19 protein-coding genes, 1 pseudogene and 2 riboswitches are annotated in these 20,524 nt (G+C 63.6%); of the genes and pseudogenes, 14 read left to right on the forward strand and 6 right to left on the reverse strand.

The annotated features are described in order from the left end of the window. Positions 1–5: 5 nt before the first annotated feature. Entirely contained in the window at positions 6–524 is a 519-nt protein-coding gene (locus ABNQ39_RS37025) for a hypothetical protein (protein WP_376967931.1), read from the forward strand. 312 nt (positions 525–836) lie between these two features. On the opposite strand, the gene ABNQ39_RS37030 is transcribed toward ABNQ39_RS37025, so the two are convergent. From ABNQ39_RS37030 to ABNQ39_RS37045, 4 genes are all read right to left on the reverse strand, one after another. After that, complete coding sequence (locus ABNQ39_RS37030; protein WP_376967933.1) at positions 837–1,250, reverse strand: hypothetical protein; 414 nt, start codon at positions 1,248–1,250, stop codon at positions 837–839. A gap of 677 nt (positions 1,251–1,927) precedes the next feature. Then, positions 1,928–3,379 (reverse strand): TRAP transporter large permease, encoded by a 1,452-nt coding sequence (locus tag ABNQ39_RS37035; protein ID WP_376967935.1) that lies wholly within the window; start codon positions 3,377–3,379, stop codon positions 1,928–1,930. After that, positions 3,376–3,915: a TRAP transporter small permease subunit gene (locus ABNQ39_RS37040; protein WP_376967937.1), complete on the reverse strand. Its 540-nt coding sequence runs from the start codon at positions 3,913–3,915 to the stop codon at positions 3,376–3,378. Before ABNQ39_RS37040 ends, ABNQ39_RS37035 begins: the two co-directional genes overlap by 4 nt. Positions 3,916–4,359: 444 nt before the next feature. Further along, complete coding sequence (locus ABNQ39_RS37045) at positions 4,360–4,971, reverse strand: histidine phosphatase family protein (RefSeq protein ID WP_376967940.1); 612 nt, start codon at positions 4,969–4,971, stop codon at positions 4,360–4,362. A gap of 33 nt (positions 4,972–5,004) precedes the next feature. After that, positions 5,005–5,144: riboswitch (cobalamin riboswitch) on the forward strand. A 37-nt stretch (positions 5,145–5,181) separates the two neighbouring features. Here ABNQ39_RS37045 and ABNQ39_RS37050 point away from each other — a divergent pair. The 10 genes and pseudogenes from ABNQ39_RS37050 to ABNQ39_RS37095 form a co-directional block, all read left to right on the forward strand. After that, a complete protein-coding gene (locus ABNQ39_RS37050) occupies positions 5,182–5,391 on the forward strand; it encodes a CbtB domain-containing protein (RefSeq protein WP_376967942.1) in 210 nt (69 codons plus the stop codon). A 17-nt stretch (positions 5,392–5,408) separates the two neighbouring features. Further along, positions 5,409–6,155, forward strand: coding sequence for a CbtA family protein (locus tag ABNQ39_RS37055; RefSeq protein ID WP_376967945.1), 747 nt, complete (start codon positions 5,409–5,411; stop codon positions 6,153–6,155). 110 nt (positions 6,156–6,265) lie between these two features. Then, a complete protein-coding gene (locus ABNQ39_RS37060; protein ID WP_376967947.1) occupies positions 6,266–6,973 on the forward strand; it encodes a hypothetical protein in 708 nt (235 codons plus the stop codon). Positions 6,974–7,089: 116 nt separating this feature from the next. After that, positions 7,090–7,336, forward strand: a riboswitch (cobalamin riboswitch). A gap of 116 nt (positions 7,337–7,452) precedes the next feature. Continuing rightward, a complete protein-coding gene (locus ABNQ39_RS37065) occupies positions 7,453–9,396 on the forward strand; it encodes a ribonucleoside-diphosphate reductase subunit alpha (protein ID WP_376967950.1) in 1,944 nt (647 codons plus the stop codon). Between the two features lie 49 nt (positions 9,397–9,445). Further along, positions 9,446–10,537, forward strand: coding sequence for a ribonucleotide-diphosphate reductase subunit beta (locus tag ABNQ39_RS37070; protein WP_376967952.1), 1,092 nt, complete (start codon positions 9,446–9,448; stop codon positions 10,535–10,537). Positions 10,538–10,734: 197 nt separating this feature from the next. Beyond that, positions 10,735–11,904 carry a bifunctional 2-methylcitrate synthase/citrate synthase gene (prpC, locus tag ABNQ39_RS37075; protein ID WP_376967955.1) on the forward strand — a complete coding sequence of 390 codons (1,170 nt, stop codon included), beginning with the start codon at positions 10,735–10,737 and terminating at the stop codon, positions 11,902–11,904. A 14-nt stretch (positions 11,905–11,918) separates the two neighbouring features. Then, the gene (gene acnD / locus ABNQ39_RS37080) at positions 11,919–14,564 is read left to right on the forward strand and encodes a Fe/S-dependent 2-methylisocitrate dehydratase AcnD (protein ID WP_376967958.1); all 2,646 of its coding nucleotides are present in this window, start codon (positions 11,919–11,921) and stop codon (positions 14,562–14,564) included. Beyond that, positions 14,564–15,775: a 2-methylaconitate cis-trans isomerase PrpF gene (prpF, locus tag ABNQ39_RS37085; protein WP_376967961.1), complete on the forward strand. Its 1,212-nt coding sequence runs from the start codon at positions 14,564–14,566 to the stop codon at positions 15,773–15,775. The genes acnD and prpF overlap by 1 nt, the downstream gene beginning before the upstream one ends. 18 nt (positions 15,776–15,793) lie before the next feature. Beyond that, entirely contained in the window at positions 15,794–16,654 is an 861-nt protein-coding gene (locus ABNQ39_RS37090) for an isocitrate lyase/PEP mutase family protein (RefSeq protein WP_376967964.1), read from the forward strand. A 134-nt stretch (positions 16,655–16,788) separates the two neighbouring features. Beyond that, a pseudogene (locus ABNQ39_RS37095) lies at positions 16,789–16,905 on the forward strand (SAM-dependent methyltransferase); the annotation flags it as partial. Positions 16,906–17,170: 265 nt separating this feature from the next. Here the strand turns inward: ABNQ39_RS37095 and vapC are convergent. Continuing rightward, the gene (gene vapC, locus ABNQ39_RS37100) at positions 17,171–17,578 is read right to left on the reverse strand and encodes a type II toxin-antitoxin system tRNA(fMet)-specific endonuclease VapC (RefSeq protein WP_376967967.1); all 408 of its coding nucleotides are present in this window, start codon (positions 17,576–17,578) and stop codon (positions 17,171–17,173) included. A gap of 360 nt (positions 17,579–17,938) precedes the next feature. Between vapC and ABNQ39_RS37105 the strand changes: the two genes are divergently transcribed. From ABNQ39_RS37105 to ABNQ39_RS37115, 3 genes are all read left to right on the forward strand, one after another. After that, positions 17,939–18,896, forward strand: a protein-coding gene (locus ABNQ39_RS37105; protein ID WP_376967970.1) for an IS630 family transposase whose coding sequence is annotated in 2 segments (ribosomal slippage) — positions 17,939–18,270 and positions 18,269–18,896 — 960 coding nt in all. Because the reading frame shifts where the segments join, the coding sequence is not laid out codon by codon here. A 188-nt stretch (positions 18,897–19,084) separates the two neighbouring features. Continuing rightward, entirely contained in the window at positions 19,085–19,279 is a 195-nt protein-coding gene (locus ABNQ39_RS37110; protein WP_376967973.1) for a hypothetical protein, read from the forward strand. A 536-nt stretch (positions 19,280–19,815) separates the two neighbouring features. Further along, positions 19,816–20,208 carry a response regulator gene (locus ABNQ39_RS37115; protein ID WP_376967975.1) on the forward strand — a complete coding sequence of 131 codons (393 nt, stop codon included), beginning with the start codon at positions 19,816–19,818 and terminating at the stop codon, positions 20,206–20,208. Positions 20,209–20,235: 27 nt separating this feature from the next. Here the strand turns inward: ABNQ39_RS37115 and ABNQ39_RS37120 are convergent, their stop codons facing one another. Then, complete coding sequence (locus ABNQ39_RS37120) at positions 20,236–20,508, reverse strand: hypothetical protein (RefSeq protein ID WP_376967978.1); 273 nt, start codon at positions 20,506–20,508, stop codon at positions 20,236–20,238. Positions 20,509–20,524: the final 16 nt, after the last annotated feature.

Raw genomic sequence — 20,524 nt, forward strand, 5'->3', positions numbered from 1 at the left:
GCAGCATGCTCGCCGATGGCACCGGCATCTGGACAAGCCGCTTTCTGGACATCCGCCCATGCGGGCGCACGGTGGCCGTGTCCCATAAACGCTGCCTGGAGGAATGCTTCGGCCTGAAGACTCGGGAACGGGAGTTGCGCCGCCGGATCCGTTCTGTGCTGAAGCGGCTTGGACCGTTGGAAGGGCCGGCCCAGGCACATTCCTTGACGCTCGCACCGAAGCCTGAGGCCGTGGCGATTGCCCAGGCGGCTCTTGACGACCTCGACGGTGCGATCGAACGAATCGCGACGCGCCCATTCTCTTGCCGCCAGATCGAAGAAATGCTGGGCATCACCGCCCGGGAACGGCTGCGCTGGACCAAGGACGGGCGCCTGCCTCGGTCGGGTTCGGCGACCATAACGCGAGGGCAGAGGATCACCCTCAGCACCTACGCGGTGGATACGGTCGCGAGGTTGGCGGGCGATGCCTCGATCATCGACGATTGGCGGCGAACCGACGAAGCCGGCAGGATCGTTCAGCCCTGAAAGGTAGCTACATGAACGTGGTCATGGACTTTGCGCAATTCGGATTGTCGTCTCGCTAGGAGCCGGTTCACAAGTCCAGCAATGGTATGGATATTAGGGAAGGGCTGCCCGTAGGAAGCAACGTCGACGGGCCGTCGGAGGAGGTGGCGGTGTTCTGAGCACGTCGCTTTCAGCGGGCGACATGACGGTCTGTTCGAACCGCAGGTGCTGGTGCAACCATGCCGAAGCGTGGGCGAATAAGAGCGCTGTTTTCGGACACCAGATGGCGCGTCGGGGCGACGCGGCCGGCATTCTGATGGACTTACAGCGTAATCAATGAGTAAAGACCCAACCACGTAAAGGCGGTTCGGACCACCGCTGCATCGCCTTACTGTCGCGGGGTTTTAATGCCGAGATCAGCCAGATTCTCTTCATAGCTGTATTCATTTCCCAGTTGCGGTTGAACAATTCCAGGATGATGCGTGGTGCTCCGACAGATCGGTGCAGAAGAATGTCCCCGGATCGCGCCGACCATCGAGAAAAGACGCTATCCACCCAGAAGATGGGCGCGATCGGGTTGCCCGGTGTGGCGCAACAACGCTGTTTTGGAGTTGCATTGGATCCAGCAACCTGAGCGCCATCGTACTCGACTTGGTTGTGGCGCGGCGCCAGACAGTGGTCTTGTCTGTCAGATGGGCTCGCCAGCTGTGGCTGGCAAGCGTCCTTGAGCATCTGCCATAAAATCAAGGGCGGATCCTATTGCGGATCGAACGGCACGAAAATTATGGCTTCAATTTATGAATGATACGCACGCCAATCCCCCCCGTTCCCCGATATTGGCCATCGCTGATGCACTCAATTCCCGCGCCAACGAGAAAATCGTATATTTTCTTCTTGGTGGCTGGGCGTGTGTTTGCCAATCCTCGCTCGAAGTCTATGATTGTTCTCTTGGCAAATTTTCCGCGCTTAGCCATCTCCTTCTGGCTGAAATCAAGGAGAGCTCGTGCAGCGCGAACATGTTCAGGTAATAGCTTTAGCTCAGGCCTATCCATACCATATCTCCCTGACGCGCATCCGATATGACTGGGAAGACTGTGTGATTGGGATGGGTGTCAACGAAGGCTATGACCTCTCTTGAGGTGGCCTTGTGTACATCTCCACTCCTGCATTCGACAGCTGCCAGCGACCGGTTAAACCGACAGGTTCGATAAGAGCCAATCGGGCGGCCTCAAGAACCAACCAATAGGGTGCGTCCTGGCGAACCAAGCCGCCTTGATCGATGATCGCTGGGACAAGTGTGTGGAGAGGCTCAAGTGCCTGTGGGTCGGCCCCTCCACTGTCTCCCGCTTGGTGCATTCCACCCTGATGCATGAGGTTCTCCCGAGTAGAAAAAACACGGCTGCCATGCTGGCAGCCGTGGCGATTCATTTCTGGAGTTGCTTCATCAAATCATCGTTCGGACTGCTTTCCTGATCCGGGAATGGCGGAAGAGCATTGTCCTCGCTCAGCGGAATCTCGATCTTGATCGTGTCGAGATCGATGTCGGGTTCGGCATCCAGGAAGCTCGTCACCAGCGAGGGGAAGGCGATCACGATTCCCACCATGATGAGCTGCAAGCCGACCCAGGGTATGGCACCCCAATAGATATCGCGACTCTTCACCTCCGGCGGGGCGATCCCACGCAGATAGAATAGGGCGAAGCCAAAGGGCGGGTGCATGAAGGAGGTCTGCATGTTCACGCCGAGCAGCACGCCGAACCACACCAGATCGATGCCCAGCTTCTGAGCCACCGGCGCCAGAAGCGGAATGATGATGAAGGCGATCTCGAAGAAGTCTAGGAAGAACGCCAAGACGAACACGAAGATATTGACAAATATCAGGAAACCGACGGCGCCGCCGGGCAGCCCGGTCAGCAGATGCTCGATCCACAGGTCGCCGTTCACGCCGCGGAAGACAAGGCCGAACACCGTCGATCCAACCAGGATGAACACGACCATGGTCGAGATCACCATGGTGGTGGACATCCCCTGCCACAGCAGTTGCCAGCTCAGGCGCCGGTGCATCGCCGCCAGGACCATGGCGCCGACCGCCCCCATCGCACCGCCTTCCGTCGGCGTGGCGAGCCCCATCAGGATGGTGCCGAGCACGAGAAAGATCAGCACGAGCGAGGGAACCATCCCCCACAGGCACTTCCAGATCAGGGGCCAGCCGCGCAGGGTGCGGAATTCCGGCGGCAGGGCCGGCATGTCGTTCGGCCGCACGATGCTGAGCACGGCGATGTAGGCGCAGAACAGCAGGACCTGGACGATCGACGGGCCGATCGCGCCGGCATACATGTCGCCGACCGACTTGCCGAGCTGGTCACCCAGCACGACCAGCACCAGGGACGGCGGGATGAGCTGGGTGATCGTTCCCGACGCCGCGATGACGCCGGTGGCCAGCCGCATGTTGTAACCGTACCGGATCATGATCGGCAGCGAGATCATGCCCATGGCGATCACCGACGCGGCGACGGTCCCGGTGATCGCGCCGAGAACGGCGCCGACCAGAATTACGGCATAGGCGAGGCCGCCGCGGATCGGTCCGAACAGTTGCCCCATGCTGTCGAGCAGATCCTCGGCCAGTCCGCAGCGCTCCAGGATCGCTCCCATGAAGGTGAAGAAGGGGATGGCCAGCAGCAGGTCGTTGCCCATGATGCCGTAGACCCGTTCCGGAAGGGCCTGTAGCAGCGAAGTCTGGAAGAATCCCTGCTCGATACCGATGAAGCCGAAGAACAGGCCGACCGCACCGAGGGAGAAAGCGACTGGATAGCCGAACAGCAGGAAGACCACCAGCCCGCCGAACATCAGCGGGGCCATCATGTCCATGGGGATCATTGCACGGGCCTCTCATAGGATTGGACGAGGTCCGCGTCGCCGCGCAAGGCCGCGATCCGTTTGATCAGCTCGGACAATCCCTGGGCGGTCAGCATCAGAAAGCCGAAGGGAAGGAAGAACTTGATCGGCCAACGGATCAGCCCGCCGGCATTGCTGGAATATTCCATCGAAACCAGCGACGAGAAGAACATCGACCAGGACAGCCAGCCGATGATGATCGTCATCGGCAAAAGGAAAAGGATGGTGCCGAACACATCGATCCAGAGCTTGGTTCTCGAGCTGACGTGGCCATAGACCAGATCGACCCGGACATGGCCGTTTACCTTCAGTGTGTAGGAAGCGCCGAGCATAAACATGGCGCCGAACAGGTACCACTGGATTTCAAGCCAAGCATTTGAACTATAATTGAACGTATATCGCACAATGGCATTGCCAGCACTGATCATGCAGGCGGCAAATACGGTCCAGTTGGCGATATGACCCAACCGTTCGTTGATCCAGTCTATGTCTCGACTTAAAGCGAGAAGGCGTCTCACCGTATCCCCCCATCGTTCGGGAGAGAGGTGTCTCCCGTTTTGTTGGCTCCAAAGGGCACGAACATCCGCATCCACTCGTGAAACGACTGGTTCCGAAGGCAAAAGGTGTCAGCGATTCGGTATACGGATCTTGCTAGTGGATATACCAAACGTGCAGGAAGAATAACCCCATACGTTGGAGCTACGTACAATCCACAATGCCTTCAGAGACGCATCATAATTACTTGGTGAGGAAACAATCGTACCAAACGATAATTCAACCTAAAATTATAGAATCAGCGGCTGTCTAGGGATAATGCAACTTATAAAACGCAAGCATTGTTAATGTTTACACTGTGGCTTTCAGCTGAAATAGACGATCCCAAATGTGCGAAGCCGACGGATCGCTTCCGTGCAGTGCCGGGTAAAGCGCTGGATCCCTCCGCTGAGCAACGCTGCCGGCGGTCAGGACCCGTCCGATGCTTCCTCCTCCCATCGGCCGGCGCGGCTGATCGTGCGCAATCCCCAACGTCCCGGCTGTCCGACGAGTTCGATGCGGGACAGCGGCCCGATGTCGATTCGCCAGAAGGATGCGGCGGTACCGCACAAGGCCTGCACGACGGCCGCGCGGGCCACCGTCGGATGGGTGACGGCGACGATGCGGGTGGATCGCGCAACCCGCGGGGCCGGCGTCAGCTGGTCCAGCCAGCGGCCGATGCGCGACAGCAGGTCGTTCAGCGATTCGCCACCATGGGGGGCGGCGTCCGGCGACGATAGCCAGGCGCCGACCGCTTCGGCCTCCCGGGCGTGCAGGTCCGCCAGGGTGGCGCCGGCCCAGCGGCCGCAGTCCCAGTCCGCCAGCTCCGGGTTCACGGCGGCGTCGAGACCGAGCGCAGTTGCGGTTTGCCGGGTGCGCTGCTCCGGCCCGCTCCAGCATCGGTCGACCCGCAAAGGCGTTGCTGCGGCAGCCTGGGTGTCTGCCAGCCCCATGGTGTCGAGAGGCTCGTCGAGCGGGAAGGATGCCGTACGCACCGCGCTCGTCGCGGCATGGGTGATCAGGAGGAGGCGAACGGTCATGGACGATCCGGCGGGAGGTCGGGATTGACGCCTGGGACGGGCGGGCGTAAGGGTGCCAGTGAAATGCGAAGAGTGGAAGCCGGTGAAAGTCCGGCACGGTTGCGCCGCTGTGACCGGTCCCGGCCTTGGCCCGTTGGATTGGAAGTCAGACCTGCTCCTCGCCCCGAACAGACCCTCAACGGGACGCACACTTCCCTAGGAGATTGTGGCATGAGCCAGTCCGTCACCCGTCCAGTCCATGAACCGATTGCCATTCCCGTGCGCGAACTGGCCCCCTGGGCGATCTTCGGCGGGGTCATGTTCCTGCTGATGCTGTACTTCATCGGCGTCGAGGAAGGGGCCATGGCTCTGTTCTCCGGCTCCTACGTCCATGAGTTCGTGCATGACGGCCGCCATCTCCTCGGCTTCCCCTGCCACTGAACGCCGGAGCTGGACTCATGATCGGATCTTTGCTGCTGCGCGGTATGCTGGTCGGCATCCTCGCGGGATTGCTGGCCTTCGGCTTCGCCCGGGTGTTCGGTGAACCGATGGTCGAGCAGGCGATCGCCCTTGAAGAACAGGCGGCCCAGAAGGCCGGCGAACCGGCCGAACCCGAGCTGGTCAGCCGTGAGGTCCAGGCCTCCATCGGCCTGCTGACCGGAGTCGTGGTCTACGGGGTTGGAATCGGCGGGCTGTTCGCCCTGGTGTTCGCCTTCGCCTATGGCCGGATCGGCAGCCTGAGCCCGCGTGCGCTCGCCGCCCTGCTGGCGGCTGCCGCGTTCGTGGCGATCTATCTCGTCCCGGATCTGAAATACCCCGCCAACCCGCCGGCGGTCGGTGTTCCGGAAACCATCGGCTACCGCACCGGGCTGTATTTCTTCATGATGGTCTTCTCCATCGCGGCGCTCGCATTCGCTGTGACGTTCCAGCGGTCACTGGCCGTGCGTCTGGGCGGTTGGAACGGTGGCATCCTGGCCGCCGTGGCCTTCGTCGCCATCGTCGCCGTCGTCAGCGCGCTGCTGCCGGACATCAACGAGGTGCCGTCGGAATTCCCCGCCCTTCTTCTGTGGAAGTTCCGCGTCGCCTCGCTTGGCATCCAATTCCTGATGTGGACGGTGATCGGCCTCGCTTTCGGTGCCCTGGCCGAGCGGGTGCTCGTCGGCCGGACCGGTGGGGCCGCTGCCTTGCGGGTCCGGTCCGCCTGACCACGTTTCAGAAGACGGATCGATGATCACGAGAGGCCGGCTAAATGCCGGCCTCTTGCTTTCCGGCCGCCAGGTGTTTCCGGAAACTCCGGCACACAGGAGCGAAGTCCTTGCAAACGCCCATTCAGCGTTTCCGTTGCCGCCTCCGGACAAAGCCGGCTGGAGATCGCGGGCACCGCTTCCCGGTGTTGAAGGCGATGGTGCCGTGCCTTATCGGTGTTCTGCTGGTCGCGGCCATGCCGGGGCGGGCGATCGCTCACCGGTCGAGCGTCGTGGCCGCGGACGGCCTTCCCATTCCGGGTCTGACTCATGACCAGCTGGCCGTGGTCGCCGAATACCGGGAAGCGGTCCTCCGTGTGGCAGATCGCCAATCCCGGCGTGACGAAACCCTGATCCGGCTGCGCAACTTCGTCGACATCCAGCGCATGGCCTGCCTGTGGGGGATGGTCCCAGATAGCCTTGCCGACGAGGACAGTCCCTTCAACGAATGCAGCCATGCCTATTTGTCCGGGACCATGGCTCTGCTTCTGCATCTGCGTGATCGCGAAGGTGTTCAAGGACATGGTCCGGAAGAGGCCAGCCAACTGCTGAACCGGGTGGCCATGGCGATGCTGGCGAAGGAAACCGCGCCGATGCTCTGCGCCTATAGCGGCGACCCCTTCAACACGGCCGACGTGATCGCCCCTCATTGGATCGACGTACCGTTCCACCCAACCAGCCTGTTATCCTTGTCCGGGGTCGCGGTTCTCCTGGCAGCCGCTGTCGGCGGCTTGTGGAGGGGAATGGCGCGGATCGGCGCGGGCAGCACGGCGAGATAAGGAGCTGTCGGGGCCAGCCGCGTGTCGACGGTTGCGGCTCGCCCTTTCCTCTTGGCGGGTCTCGCATGAACCGTATTCGGCCATCGGTATGGCTTGACACCGCCGGGGCTTCCCGCTACTTCATCTTGCGTTACGGTTCCCTGGATATTCTATATCTAGGGCTAAGAGGGAAGCCGGTGAGCCGCCACCCTGTATCAGGGACGTGCGGCAAGGCCGGCGCTGCCCCCGCAACTGTGAGCGGAGAGCGGTTTCGTCGTTTTCAGCGCCACTGGTGCCAACCCTTTCCAAGGGCGGCGCCGGGAAGGCCGGACGAAACTGCGGTGACCCGCAAGCCAGGAGACCTGCCGTAACCGAATGAACGTCCACGGGCGGGGTGTCCCGGTGGTGCGCTTGCCGATCGGCGGGGCCTTTTTGCGCCTGCGCTTCCCGCAAGTCGTGCTCCCGTGCCGCTCCCGTCGCACAAGAACAAGGGATCACGGATGCCGGCGCTCGCTCAAGACCTCGCCCAGGACCTTGCCCAGGACTTCACCCGGGATTTGGCCAACGGCTTCGACCGTCACGGGAACCTGCTGACGCTGCCCCGGCGCCCGTCCGGGCAAACCGGCGGCCGCGCCCCCACGGAGCGCTGGACGCCGCCCGACCCCTCCGTCATTCGCCTCGACCGCAGCCGCGATGCCCTGCTGACCGCCTTCGGCAAGGCGACGCTGGACGACCGCTACCTGCTGCCGGGCGAGAGCTATCAGGACCTGTTCGCCCGTGTCTCCGCCGCCTACGCAGACAACGCCGCGCATGCCCAGCGGATCTACGACGCCATCTCGCGCCTCTGGTTCATGCCGGCAACCCCGGTGCTGAGCAATGGCGGCACCACCCGCGGCCTCCCCATCTCCTGCTTTCTCAACGCCGTGCCCGATTCGCTGGACGGCATCGTCGAAGTCTGGAACGAGAATGTCCGGCTGGCGTCGAACGGCGGCGGCATCGGCACCTATTGGGGCGGGGTCCGCTCCATCGGCGAAGCGGTGAAGGGCTGCGGCAGCACGTCGGGCATCATCCCCTTCATCCGGGTGATGGACAGCCTGACGCTGGCGATCAGCCAGGGGTCGCTGCGCCGCGGCTCGGCCGCCGTCTATCTCGACATCCACCATCCGGAGATCGAGGAGTTCCTGGAGATCCGCAAATCCTCCGGCGACTTCAACCGCAAGAGCCTGAATCTGCACCACGCCATCGTCATCACCGACGCCTTCATGGAGGCGGTACGCGATGACAGACCCTTCCCGCTGATCAGCCCGAAGACCGGCACCGTCCTCAGGCACGCCAACGCCCGTCAGGTCTGGCAGAAGATCCTGGAAGTCCGCATGCAGACCGGGGAGCCCTACCTGCTGTTCGGCGACACGGTGAACCGCGCCCTGCCCAAGCACCAGCGCGAGCTTGGCCTGCGCGTCACCACCTCCAACCTGTGCAGCGAGATCACCTTGCCGACCGGCAAGGACCATCTGGGCAACGACCGCACGGCGGTGTGCTGCCTCGCCTCGATGAACCTGGAGACCTGGGACGAGTGGAAAGGCGAGGAAGGGCTGGTCGAGGACGTTCTGCGCTTCCTCGACAACGTGCTGACCCGCTTCATCGAGGACGCACCGGAGGGCATGGAGAACGCCGTCTATTCGGCGATGCGCGAACGGTCTGTCGGGCTCGGGGTGATGGGCTTCCACTCCTTCCTCCAGGCCCGTGGCATACCCTTCGAGGGTGCGATGGCCAAGGTGTGGAACCTGCGCTTCTTCCGCAAGCTGCGCCGCGACGCCGACGCCGCTTCGGTCGCACTGGCCCACGAGCGCGGCCCCTGTCCCGACGCCGCCGAGCGCAACATGATGGTGCGCTTCAGCCACAAGCTGGCGATCGCACCGACCGCCTCGATCAGCATCATCTGCGGCGGGGCCAGTGCCTGCATCGAGCCGATCCCGGCCAACATCTACACCCACAAGACGCTGTCCGGCTCGATGTCGGTGCGCAACCCGCATCTAGAGAGGCTGCTGGCCGCCAAGGGCGCCGACCGGCCGGAGATCTGGCAGTCGATCATCGAGCATGAGGGCTCGGTCCAACACCTCGATATCCTCGGCGAAGATGAGAAGGCCGTCTTCCGCACCGCCTTCGAGATCGACCAGCGCTGGATCATCGAATTCGCCGCCGACCGCACGCCCTTCCTCTGCCAGAGCCAGTCGATCAACCTCTACCTGCCAGGCGACATCGACAAGTGGGACCTGCACATGCTGCATTGGACGGCGTGGGAGCGGGGGCTGAAGAGCCTCTACTACTGCCGCTCCAAGTCGGTGCAGCGCGCCGCATTCGCCGGCAAGGACAGCGCCATGGGCAAGGCGGAGGCAATGCAGACGCCGCGCACCGACTACGAGGAATGCCTCGCCTGCCAGTGACCGGCGGTCCGACCGCACCCCTCCTTTCCGCCATCACGGATCCGTCGCCATGACCTCGCTTCTCCACCTCGATCCCGTCAGCCTGATCGGCACCGGCCGCGTCGGCCTGCTGCAGGGCTCCGCCGCCTACAATGTCGAGCGCTACCCCTGGGCCTACGCCTACTGGAAGAAGCAGCAGCAGGTGCACTGGATGGGCGAGGAAGTCCCGCTCGGCGAGGACATCAAGGACTGGACCTCCGACCGCGTCACCGATGGCGAACGGAACCTGCTGACCCAGATCTTCCGCTTCTTCACCCAGAGCGATGTCGAGGTCAGCGACAATTACCTGAAGCGCTACATGCCGATCTTCCAGCCGCTGGAAGTGCAGATGATGATGGCCGCCTTCACCAACATGGAGACGGTCCACATCGACGCCTATGCCCTGCTGCTGACCACCATCGGCATGCCGCAGACCGAGTTCGCCGCCTTCCGCGATTATGCGGAGATGCGCGACAAGGCCGACTACATGCACAGTTTCGGCGTCGGCACGGTGGCCGACGTGTCGCGCACGCTCGCCATGTTCGGCGCCTTCACCGAGGGCATGGCGCTGTTCGCCAGCTTCGCCATGCTGCTGAACTTCCCGCGCCATAACAAGATGAAGGGGATGGGCCAGATCGTCACCTGGTCAGTGCGCGACGAGAGCCTGCATTGCGAGGGCATCATCCGGTTGTTCCACGAATGGAACCGCGAAACCGGTGCCATGACGCCCTCCGTGCGCGACGACATCCTCGACGTCTGCCGCACCATGGTCGGGCTGGAGGAGCGCTTCATCGACCTAGCCTTCGGCCTGGGACCGGTGCAGGGGATGACGCCGGAGGACATCCGCGCCTATGTCCACTACATCGCCGACTGGCGGCTGACGCAGCTGCGGCTGCCGACGCTCTACGGCTATTTCAAGCCGGTGGACGACGGTTACGAGCCGGTGAAGCCGCACCCGCTGCCCTGGCTCGTCGAGATCCTGAACGGCGTCGAGCACGCCAACTTCTTCGAGCAGCGCGCGACCGAATATTCGAAAGGCGCCACCAGCGGTCAATGGGACGGAGCGGATGGTGTCTGGGCCGCTTTCGACCGGGTGCGTGCGCGTGATGCGACCATATCCTGAAAACAGCATCGCAGGAGGCTCTGGCACCGCGCGCTCCATGCCTTCCGCTCCAGCCGCGCGCGGGCAAGCTTTTGCAACATTCGCCGATTTGCAGGAATCGCCCAACAAATCTCCACCTTTTCAGCCCTTCTCCAAACAGGGGCAGGTTCCGATGATGCGGTCATCCAACAGGCAGCTCTCGCACAGGGAACCACCCGATGACCATGACCGCGCCCGAGACCACGGCACCGGCCCCCTTCAAGCCCAAGAAATCGGTGGCCCTGTCGGGCGTCACCGCCGGCAACACCGCGCTGTGCACCGTCGGGAAATCCGGCAACGACCTGCATTACCGGGGCTATGACATCCTCGATATCGCCGAGCGCTGCGAATTCGAGGAGGTGGCCTATCTACTGGTGCACGGCAAGTTGCCGACCTTCCCCGAGCTGAAGGCCTACAAGGCCATGCTGGCATCCCTGCGCGGCCTGCCGACCAACGTCAAACAGGCGCTGGAATGCCTGCCGGCCTCGGCCCACCCGATGGACGTGATGCGCACCGGGGTATCGGCGCTGGGCTGCGCGCTGCCGGAAAAGGACGATCACAACATTCCCGGAGCCCGCGACATCGCCGACCGCCTGCTGGCCTCGCTCGGATCCATGCTTCTCTACTGGTACCACTGGTCGACCAACGGCCGGCGCATCGAGGTCGAGACCGACGACGACTCCATCGGCGGCCATTTCCTGCACCTGCTGCACGGTCGCAAGCCCTCGGCGCTGTGGGAGCGGGCGATGCACACCTCGCTGATCCTCTACGCCGAACACGAGTTCAACGCCTCGACCTTCGCCGGCCGGGTCATCGCCGGCACCGGCTCAGACCTGTATTCGGCGATCACCGGCGCCATCGGCGCGCTGCGCGGACCCAAGCATGGTGGCGCCAACGAGGTCGCCTTCGAGATCCAGAAGCGCTACGACACTCCCGACGAGGCGGAGGCCGACATCCGCCGCCGCGTCGAGAACAAGGAAGTGGTGATCGGCTTCGGCCACCCGGTCTACACTGTCTCCGACCCGCGCAACGAGGTGATCAAGGGCGTGGCCCACAAGCTGTCGGTGGACGCCGGCTCGACCCGGATGTTCGACATCGCCGCCCGGCTGGAGACGGTGATGTGGGAGGTCAAGCGGATGTTCCCCAACCTCGACTGGTTCAGCGCGGTCAGCTACCACATGATGGGCGTGCCCACCGCGATGTTCACGCCGCTCTTCGTCATCGCCCGCACCTCGGGCTGGGCCGCCCACGTCATCGAGCAGCGCGTCGACAACAAGATCATTCGCCCGAGCGCCAACTATGTCGGGCCGGACGACCGCGTCTTCGTTGCCATCGATCAGCGCCAGTGAGAGCGGGACGCGCCATGACCACATCTCACCGCAAGCCGCTGCCAGGCACCCGGCTCGATTACTTCGACGCGCCGGCCGCCGTCGACGCCATCCGTCCGGGGTCCTGGGCCGGGCTGCCCTACGTGTCGCGCGTGCTTGCCGAACAGCTGGTCCGCCGCTGCGATCCGGTCCTGCTGGACGGCGCCCTGCGCCAGCTCGTCGAGCGCCGGCGCGACCTCGATTTCCCCTGGTACCCGGCGAGGGTCGTCTGCCATGACATCCTCGGCCAGACCGCCCTGGTCGACCTTGCCGGCCTGCGCGACGCCATCGCCGCCCAGGGCGGCGACCCGGCCAGGGTCAACCCGGTGGTGCCGACCCAGCTCATCGTCGATCACTCACTGTCCGTCGAACATGGCGGCTTCGACCCGGACGCTTTCGCGAAGAACCGCGCCATCGAGGACCGCCGCAACGAGGACCGCTTCCATTTCATCGAGTGGACCAAGCGCGCCTTCGAGAACGTCGACGTGATCCCGGCCGGCAACGGCATCATGCACCAGATCAACCTGGAGAAAATGTCGCCGGTGATCCAGGTCCGTGACGGCGTCGCCTTTCCCGATACCTGCGTCGGCACCGACAGCCATACGCCCCATGTCGACGCGCTGGGCGTCATCGCCATCGGTGTCGGCGGGCTGGAGGCCGAGACGGTGATGCTCGGCCGCGCCTCGATGATGCGGTTGCCGGACATCGTCGGCATCCGCCTGACCGGCGCGCACCGGCCCGGCATCACCGCCACCGACATCGTGCTGACACTCACCGAGTTCCTGCGCAAGGAGCGGGTGGTCGGCGCCTGGATCGAATTCTTCGGCGCGGGCGCCGCCGGCCTGTCGATCGGCGACCGCGCGACCATTTCCAACATGTGCCCGGAATATGGCGCCACCGCCGCGATGTTCGCCATCGACCGGCAGACCATCGAGTATCTGAAACTGACCGGCCGGGAGCCGGAACAGGTGGCACTGGTCGAGCATTACGCGAAGACGCTGGGCCTGTGGGCCGACTCGCTGGAGACCGCCGAATACGAGCGCGTGCTGGAGTTCGACCTGTCCAGCGTCGAGCGCGCCATGGCCGGCCCGTCCAACCCGCACCGGCGCCTGCCCACATTGGCGCTCAAGGAGCGCGGCATCGCCATGGACCTCGACAAGGCTCTGGCGGAGGAGCGCGCCGGGTTGCTGCCGGATGGCGCGGTGATCATCGCTGCGATCACGAGCTGTACCAACACGTCGAACCCGCGCAACGTCGTCGCCGCCGGCCTGCTGGCGAAGAAGGCCAACGCGCTGGGGCTGATGCGCAAGCCCTGGGTCAAGACCTCCTTCGCGCCGGGTTCCAAGGTCGCCCGGCTGTATCTGGAGGAGGCCGGCCTGCTGACCGAGCTGGAAACGCTCGGCTTCGGCATCGTCGCTTATGCCTGCACCACCTGCAACGGCATGTCGGGCGCGCTCGACCCGGCAATCCAGCGGGAGATCGTCGAGCGCGAGCTCTACGCCACTGCCGTGCTGTCCGGCAACCGCAATTTCGACGGGCGCATCCACCCCTACGCCAGGCAGGCCTTTCTCGCCTCGCCGCCGCTGGTCGTCGCCTACGCCATCGCCGGCACGGTGCGTTTCGACATCGAGCGGGACGTGCTGGGCGAGGCCCCGGACGGCAAGCCGATCACGCTGAAGAATCTGTGGCCGTCCGACGACGAGATCGACGCCATCGTCGCCGCCTGCGTCAAGCCCGAGCAGTTCCGCGTGATCTACGAGCCGATGTTCGCAACGAACCGCGGACGATCGGAGAAGGCCAGCCCGCTCTACGACTGGCGCCCGGCCTCCACCTACATCCGCCGCCCGCCCTACTGGGACACCGAAGGGGTCGTCGCCTTGGCCGCGAACCCGCGCACCCTGACGGGGATGCGCCCGCTGGCGGTGCTGCCGGACAACATCACCACCGATCACCTGTCGCCCTCCAACGCCATCCTGCCCGACTCGGCGGCCGGGGAGTATCTGGCCCGGATGGAGCTGCCGGAGGAGGACTTCAACTCCTACGCCACCCACCGGGGCGACCACCTGACCGCCATGCGCGCCACCTTCGCCAACCCGCAACTCGTCAACGAAATGGCGGTGGTGGATGGGGCGGTGAAGAAGGGCTCGCTGACCCGGCTGGAGCCCGACGGCACGGTGATGCGCATGTGGGAGGCCATCGAGATGTACCTTGAACGCAAGCAACCGCTGATCATCGTTGCCGGGGCCGACTACGGCCAGGGGTCGAGCCGCGACTGGGCGGCCAAGGGCGTGCGCCTGGCTGGGGTCGAGGTGATTGTTGCTGAAGGCTTCGAGCGCATTCATCGCACCAATCTGATCGGCATGGGCGTGCTGCCGCTGGAGTTCAAGCTGGGTACCACCCGGCTGACGCTCGGCCTGGACGGTACCGAGGTCTACGACGTGATTGGCAACCGTGCTCCGCACACGGACCTGACCCTGGTTATCCACCGCCGTAATGGCGAAGCCGTGCGCGTGCCGGTCACCTGTCGCCTCGACACCGCCGAGGAGGTGTCGATCTACGAGGCCGGCGGCGTGCTCCAAAGGTTCGCCCAGGATTTCCTGGCTTTGGAAGACGCAAACTATCCCAAGGGGGCACCCATTTGATGGCGTTCGCACCGCAAATCCGTATCGCCGCCACCTACATGCGCGGCGGTACCAGCAAGGGCGTGTTCTTCCGCCTCGACGACCTACCGGAGCGCTGCCGCGTACCGGGTGACGCGCGCGACCGGTTGTTCCTGCGGGTCGTCGGCAGTCCCGACCCCTACACCAAGCACATCGACGGCATGGGCGGCGCCAGTTCCAGCACCAGCAAGGGCGTCATCCTGTCGAAAAGCACGCGGGCTGGACACGACGTCGATTACCTGTATGGGCAGGTCTCCATCGACAGCGCCTTCGTCGACTGGTCGGGCAACTGTGGCAACCTGACCACGGCGGCCGGCGCCTTCGCCATCCACGCCGGCCTGATCGATCCGGCGCGTGTTCCGGAGAACGGCACCTGTGCTGTCCGCATCTGGCAGGCCAACATCGGCAAGACCATCATCGCCCATGTGCCGGTCAGCGGAGGCCAGGTCCAGGAGACCGGCGATTTCGAGTTGGACGGAGTGACCTTCCCCGCAGCCGAGATCGTGCTGGAGTTCCTCGATCCCGCCGACGAGAGCGAGGGCGGGGGTGAGATCGGCGGAGCGATGTTCCCCACCGGCAACGTGGTGGACACACTGGAGGTGCCGGACACACTGGTTCCCGGCGGACGGTTGAAGGCGACGCTGATCAACGCCGGCATCCCCACCATCTTCGTCAACGCCGCCGATCTCGGTTACAGCGGCACGGAATTGCAGGACGCGATCAACGGCGACGCCGCGGCGTTGGCCCGCTTCGAGGCCCTGCGCACCATCGGCGCCTTGCGCATGGGGCTGATCAAGGAGGCCGGCGAGGCCGCCAAGCGTCAGCACACGCCGAAGATCGCCTTCGTCGCTCCACCCGCCGACTATACGGCTTCCAACGGCCGCACGGTTGAGGCCGACGAGATCGACCTGCTGGTACGGGCTCTGTCGATGGGCAAGCTGCACCACGCGATGATGGGCACGGCGTCGGTCGCCATCGCCGCCGCCGCCGCCGTGCCCGGCACGCTGGTCGATCTCGCGGCGGGTGGCGGCGGGCGTGGCACGGTCCGCTTCGGGCATCCGTCCGGCACCCTGCGCGTCGGGGCGGAAGCCGTGCTGGCGGACGGCCGCTGGACCGTCACCAAGGCGGTGATGAGCCGCAGCGCCCGCATCCTGATGGAAGGCTGGGTCCGCGTGCCCGGCGATTCGTTCTGATTTCCGAGAGGAAACGGTATGTCCACCCGCAAGACTTTGAAAACGCTCGTTGAAGCCCGCCGTGGCGTCATCGTTCCGGGCGCCTTCAACGCCCTGTCCGCCAAGGTGGTGGAGGATCTCGGCTTCGAGGCGATCTATGTGACCGGCGCCGGTGTAACCAACATGTGGTTCGGCATGCCCGACCAGGGCTTCATGGGGCTGGCCGAGATCGCCGACCACACGGCGCGCATCCGCGATGCGGTGAGTGTGCCGCTGATCGTTGACGCCGACACCGGCTTCGGCAATGCGCTCAACGTTTACCACAGCGTCCGCACCCTGGAGCGCGCGGGCGTCGATTGCATCCAGCTCGAAGACCAGGTGGCGCCCAAGCGCTGTGGCCATTTCGCCGGAAAGGACGTGATCTCCACCGAGGAGGCGGTGGGCAAGATCAAGGCCGCCGCGGATGCCCGCCGAGACAGCGATCTGCTGATCATGGCGCGCACTGACGCCGCCGCCGTCCATGGCTTCGAGGCCGCCGTCGAACGGGCCCAGCGCTTCGCCGAGGCCGGTGCAGACATTCTCTTCGTCGAGGCGGTGACGACGGCGGACGAAATCCGTGCCCTGCCGCAGCGCTTGGACAAGCCACAGCTGATGAACATGGTCATCGGGGGGCGGACGCCGATCTTCAACGCGACCGAACTGGCGGACCTCGGCTACGGCATCGTCCTCTACGCCAATGCCGCCTTGCAGGGCGCCGTGGCTGGCATGCAGAAGGCGCTGACCGTGCTGCGCGACGAGAAGGAGGTCCGGGAATCGAGTGGCCTCGTCACCCCCTTTGCCGAACGCCAGCGTCTGGTTGGCAAATCCGAATGGGACGCTCTGGAAAAGCTCTACAGTTGAGCGGTGCTCCGATGGGAGGTGAAGCCAAGCCTCCAACTCGGCTTGACCTGCGTGGGGGTGTTTTGCGGCGCTTCCGGCACCTTTCACCTCCCAAGAAGCAAAATCGGGCCTGACCCTATGCGACAGGTAGCATCTTGAAGAGCATCCTCATCATCGGCATCGGGGCCGGCAATCCAGACTACGTCACGATCCAGGCCATCAACGCTCTGAACCGGGTGGACGTCTTCTTCATTCTCGACACCTCTTATTCCGGACCGTGAGCCGATCTTCCGCCCGCTGCCGATACGGCAGAGGTGTCGGCAGACGGCTGACCGGGCCGGCGCTTGATTCGTTCAGATTGAGTACCAGATCAAAGCGCCAAGAATGGCAACGAATAATAACCTTAATAGTAATGATGTGACATACGCGATTGTGTCGACGCGGCGTGGGCGACTTCGATTGCATTCGTCCATGTTTACGTCCGTCCCCTCATCGTGCGCCATAATGAAGTTTTCACGTTATGGCTCCTTTTCTGGATTAGGCGTCGCTGAGCCAATCTTCCGACCGAAGGCCATCGACACGCCGAAACTCACCCAGGTTTCCCGTTACGACGATTAGGCCCCGGCTGCGGGCATGCGCGGCGATCATCAGATCGTAGGGTCCGATAATGCTTCCACGCCGCTCAAGGTCGGCACGGATCTCACCGTAGTGCCCGGCCGCGTCGTCGTCGAATGGCAGTACCTCCAATCGACCAATCAGTCGCTCGACCTCATGGCGCTGTTCCGCCGGACGCGCCGACTTAGCGGCACCATGCAGCAGTTCAGCCAAGGTGACGGTAGAGATGCAGAGCGCGCCAGCTTCCGCGTTGAAACGCCCACGCAGACCAGGGGGACGGTCACGCAGCACGCGGATGCAGAGGTTGGTATCCAGCATGTAGCGCAGCATCACAGCGCCTCGCGCTCCTGGATGGCCGGCTGGTCACGGTCTGGAAAGGCGATTCCGGGGGAGTCGAAGAAATCGTCCCACGCGCGGTCGGCGGGAACGATGACGCGATCACTCCATAGGACGGGCGAGAAACTACGGGAAGGAGACAGAGCCGGAACTTGGGGCATGCCGGGATCAACGAGAGCTCCTGGAAGCGTCCCAGGAAGTCGCAGAAATGTTGGGGTTTACGTAGCTGCGGTTCCGCTAGATCGATAATGCCCGCATTTTGGCTTGCTTGGACGCTAGAGCTTCGCGCCTGAAATATGAATCGAGGGTTGCGCTTTGGCGTCTGACATGATTCACCGTGTTTGGAGGTGGATCATGGGTCGCAGTTACTCGTCGGACCTTCGGGTTCGGATTTACACAGAGATCGAGCAAGGCGGCTCGCGTCGGTCAGCGGCCCGCCGGTTCGATGTGAGCGCGAGCACGAGCGTACGGCTTGCCCAGCGGATGGCGACGACCGGTTCGCTGGAACCAGCCCGGCAAGGTCGCCCGCCCGGCGGGGGCAAGCTTGCTCCCCATGCCGAGTTCCTGACCGGTTGCGTGGAGAAACAAGGCGACATCACCATGCCGGAATTGGCAGCCAAGCTGAAAGCCGAGCGCGGGGTGACGGCCCACCCTGCCTCGTTGTCGCGCTTTCTGATCGTTCGCGGCTACAGCGTCAAAAAAAACGTTGCTGGCGACCGAGGCCGGTCGCGCTGACGTCGCCGAAGACCGCCGGACTTGGCACTGCCATCGCCAGCCCCGCATGCGCCAGGAACCGGAGCGGTTGGTGTTCCTCGACGAGACCGCCACCACCACGAAGATGACCCGGCTGCGCGGACGGGCCAAGCGCGGCCAGCGGTTCAAGGCCAAGGCGCCGTTCGGCCACTGGGGGACCCAGACCTTCATTGCCGCCCTGCGCTGCGACGGGCTGACCGCTCCCTGGATCATCAAGGGCGCGATGAACCGGGCGCTCTTCGAGACCTACGTTGAGACCCAACTCGCCCCGACCTTGCGGCCGGGCGACGTCGTCATCCTCGACAACCTGTCCTGCCACAAGAGCGAAAAGGCCAAGGCCACCCTCAAGGAGCGGGGCGCCTGGTTCCTGTTCCTGCCACCATACAGCCCTGACCTCAATCCCATCGAGATGGCTTTCGCCAAGCTCAAGGCTCATCTCCGGCGCATCGGTGCCCGCACCATTGAGGAACTGTGGAAAGCCGTCGGCTCAATCTGCGACCTCTACACGCCCGACGAATGCTGCAATTATCTCAGGCACGCAGGATATGCCTCAGATTAAAAGCTCCAAGCTCTAGCGAGAAAAGTGAAACACATTCAGTGGTTTGCTGCTTGGCATATGATATCGCCCGTTCTATGGAGTGCCCCCTTGATCTCGGGCGATGCTCGGAAGCGCGGTCGTAGCGACGATCAGGCGCTCAACGCCGCCGGCTGGCTCAACCGGTTGGCAGAATTCATGGAAGTCTGAGCGTGACGGTCGAAGCCAAGAGCCTGATCGTCCAGGTGAAGGCCAACCTGCGAGCGCTGGCGTCCTGTCCGGACCATGACTTCCAGCGTGAAAGATCGGCACCCGATGCCCGCGCGCTACCGCTGCACCCGCAGGCAAGCTTTCAGTTCGTCAGCAGCTATCGGCAAAGTCAGGCGCACGCCGGCGCGACCAAGTGATCGTGCATCCGCAATTTTAGATGCCGAATAGATCAGGGAATAATCCTCTTTGAGAACATATCGCGAATATTAAGCGTCCATATAAAGACCTTTTCTGCTGATGGAAGGCAGATCGCAGGAAAAAACGAACGTGTTGAGAACACTGACCCTAACATTGCCGCTTGCGACCACCTCGCGTTGGCTTTTTCCCTGCCCAAAGGAGGCGACCCATGGTCGTAGCCATTCCTGATCACCGCCTCGACGCCGCTGTTGGCGAACCTGCTCGACAAGCTCCGGGCCCCTGACGCTAAGGAGAAGGCAACCGCGGCGGGGAGGGGTATGGCCTGCTCGTCACTGGCTGCGAGCATGGGCGTTCCGTCGGTTTAATCCGGACGTCGGCTGGCGGCAAATCCAAGAAAACCCGCGTGCGGCCATGATGCGTTGAGATAGGACCCCGAATACGGGTTGACCGCAAGTTGAGCCTGCTTGAATGACATGCAATTTTCTTTGCGGTTCCATGCACTCGCACTTATTCTCAACCATGGATCACGGATACCATGATGATTTCACAAAATTTTCGGATCTTAATTGTAGAGGATGATGGTCTTGTCCTGTTGGGACTTGCCGAAACATGTGAAGCCGTCGGCTATTCCGTGACCTGCGCCTACAACGGGAAAGACGGACTAAGGGCATTTGCCGCAGCGCCGTTCGATGTGGTGGTAACCGACCTCAACATGCCTGGATGCGATGGCCGACGTATGATCCGAGAACTGCGCGCCGAATGGCCATGCCTGCCAATCGTCGTTGTGACGGCCGATCCTCCTGCTGGCGGGGTGCGGGACCTGACAGGCGACACCCCCGGTACGACCGTTCTATTGCACAAACCCATGCCCGCTAACGCCTTGCTCGTGGCATTGCGAGCGATCTTTGAAGCGAAAGACATTTCTTGACCAACTTCGACGCCGGCTGAGCGCTTCTCAGTCCGACAGCAGCGCCACCCGCGCATCCCACCCGTCTGGGCTGAGTTTCCATGTGCACGGCTTCTCGCCCGGCGTCACCAGCCCCAGGTCCTGGCACTCTTCCAGCAGCCAGTCCGGCGGGAGCTCGGCGCCGGGCGCACGAACCTCCCCGGTATCCGGATCGGCCGTCAGAACGCACATGACTTGATCCCGCGTCAGGTATCCCTGTGCGGCTGTCCGGCTGCTGTACTGCGGCTTGGGCATGCTGGCCTCCCTGCTGCCGGTCAGCATGCGCCTGCCCTATCCA

It is taken from the genome of Azospirillum sp. A26, assembly GCF_042604635.1.
GTDB classification, from domain to species: Bacteria; Pseudomonadota; Alphaproteobacteria; order Azospirillales; family Azospirillaceae; genus Azospirillum; species Azospirillum palustre.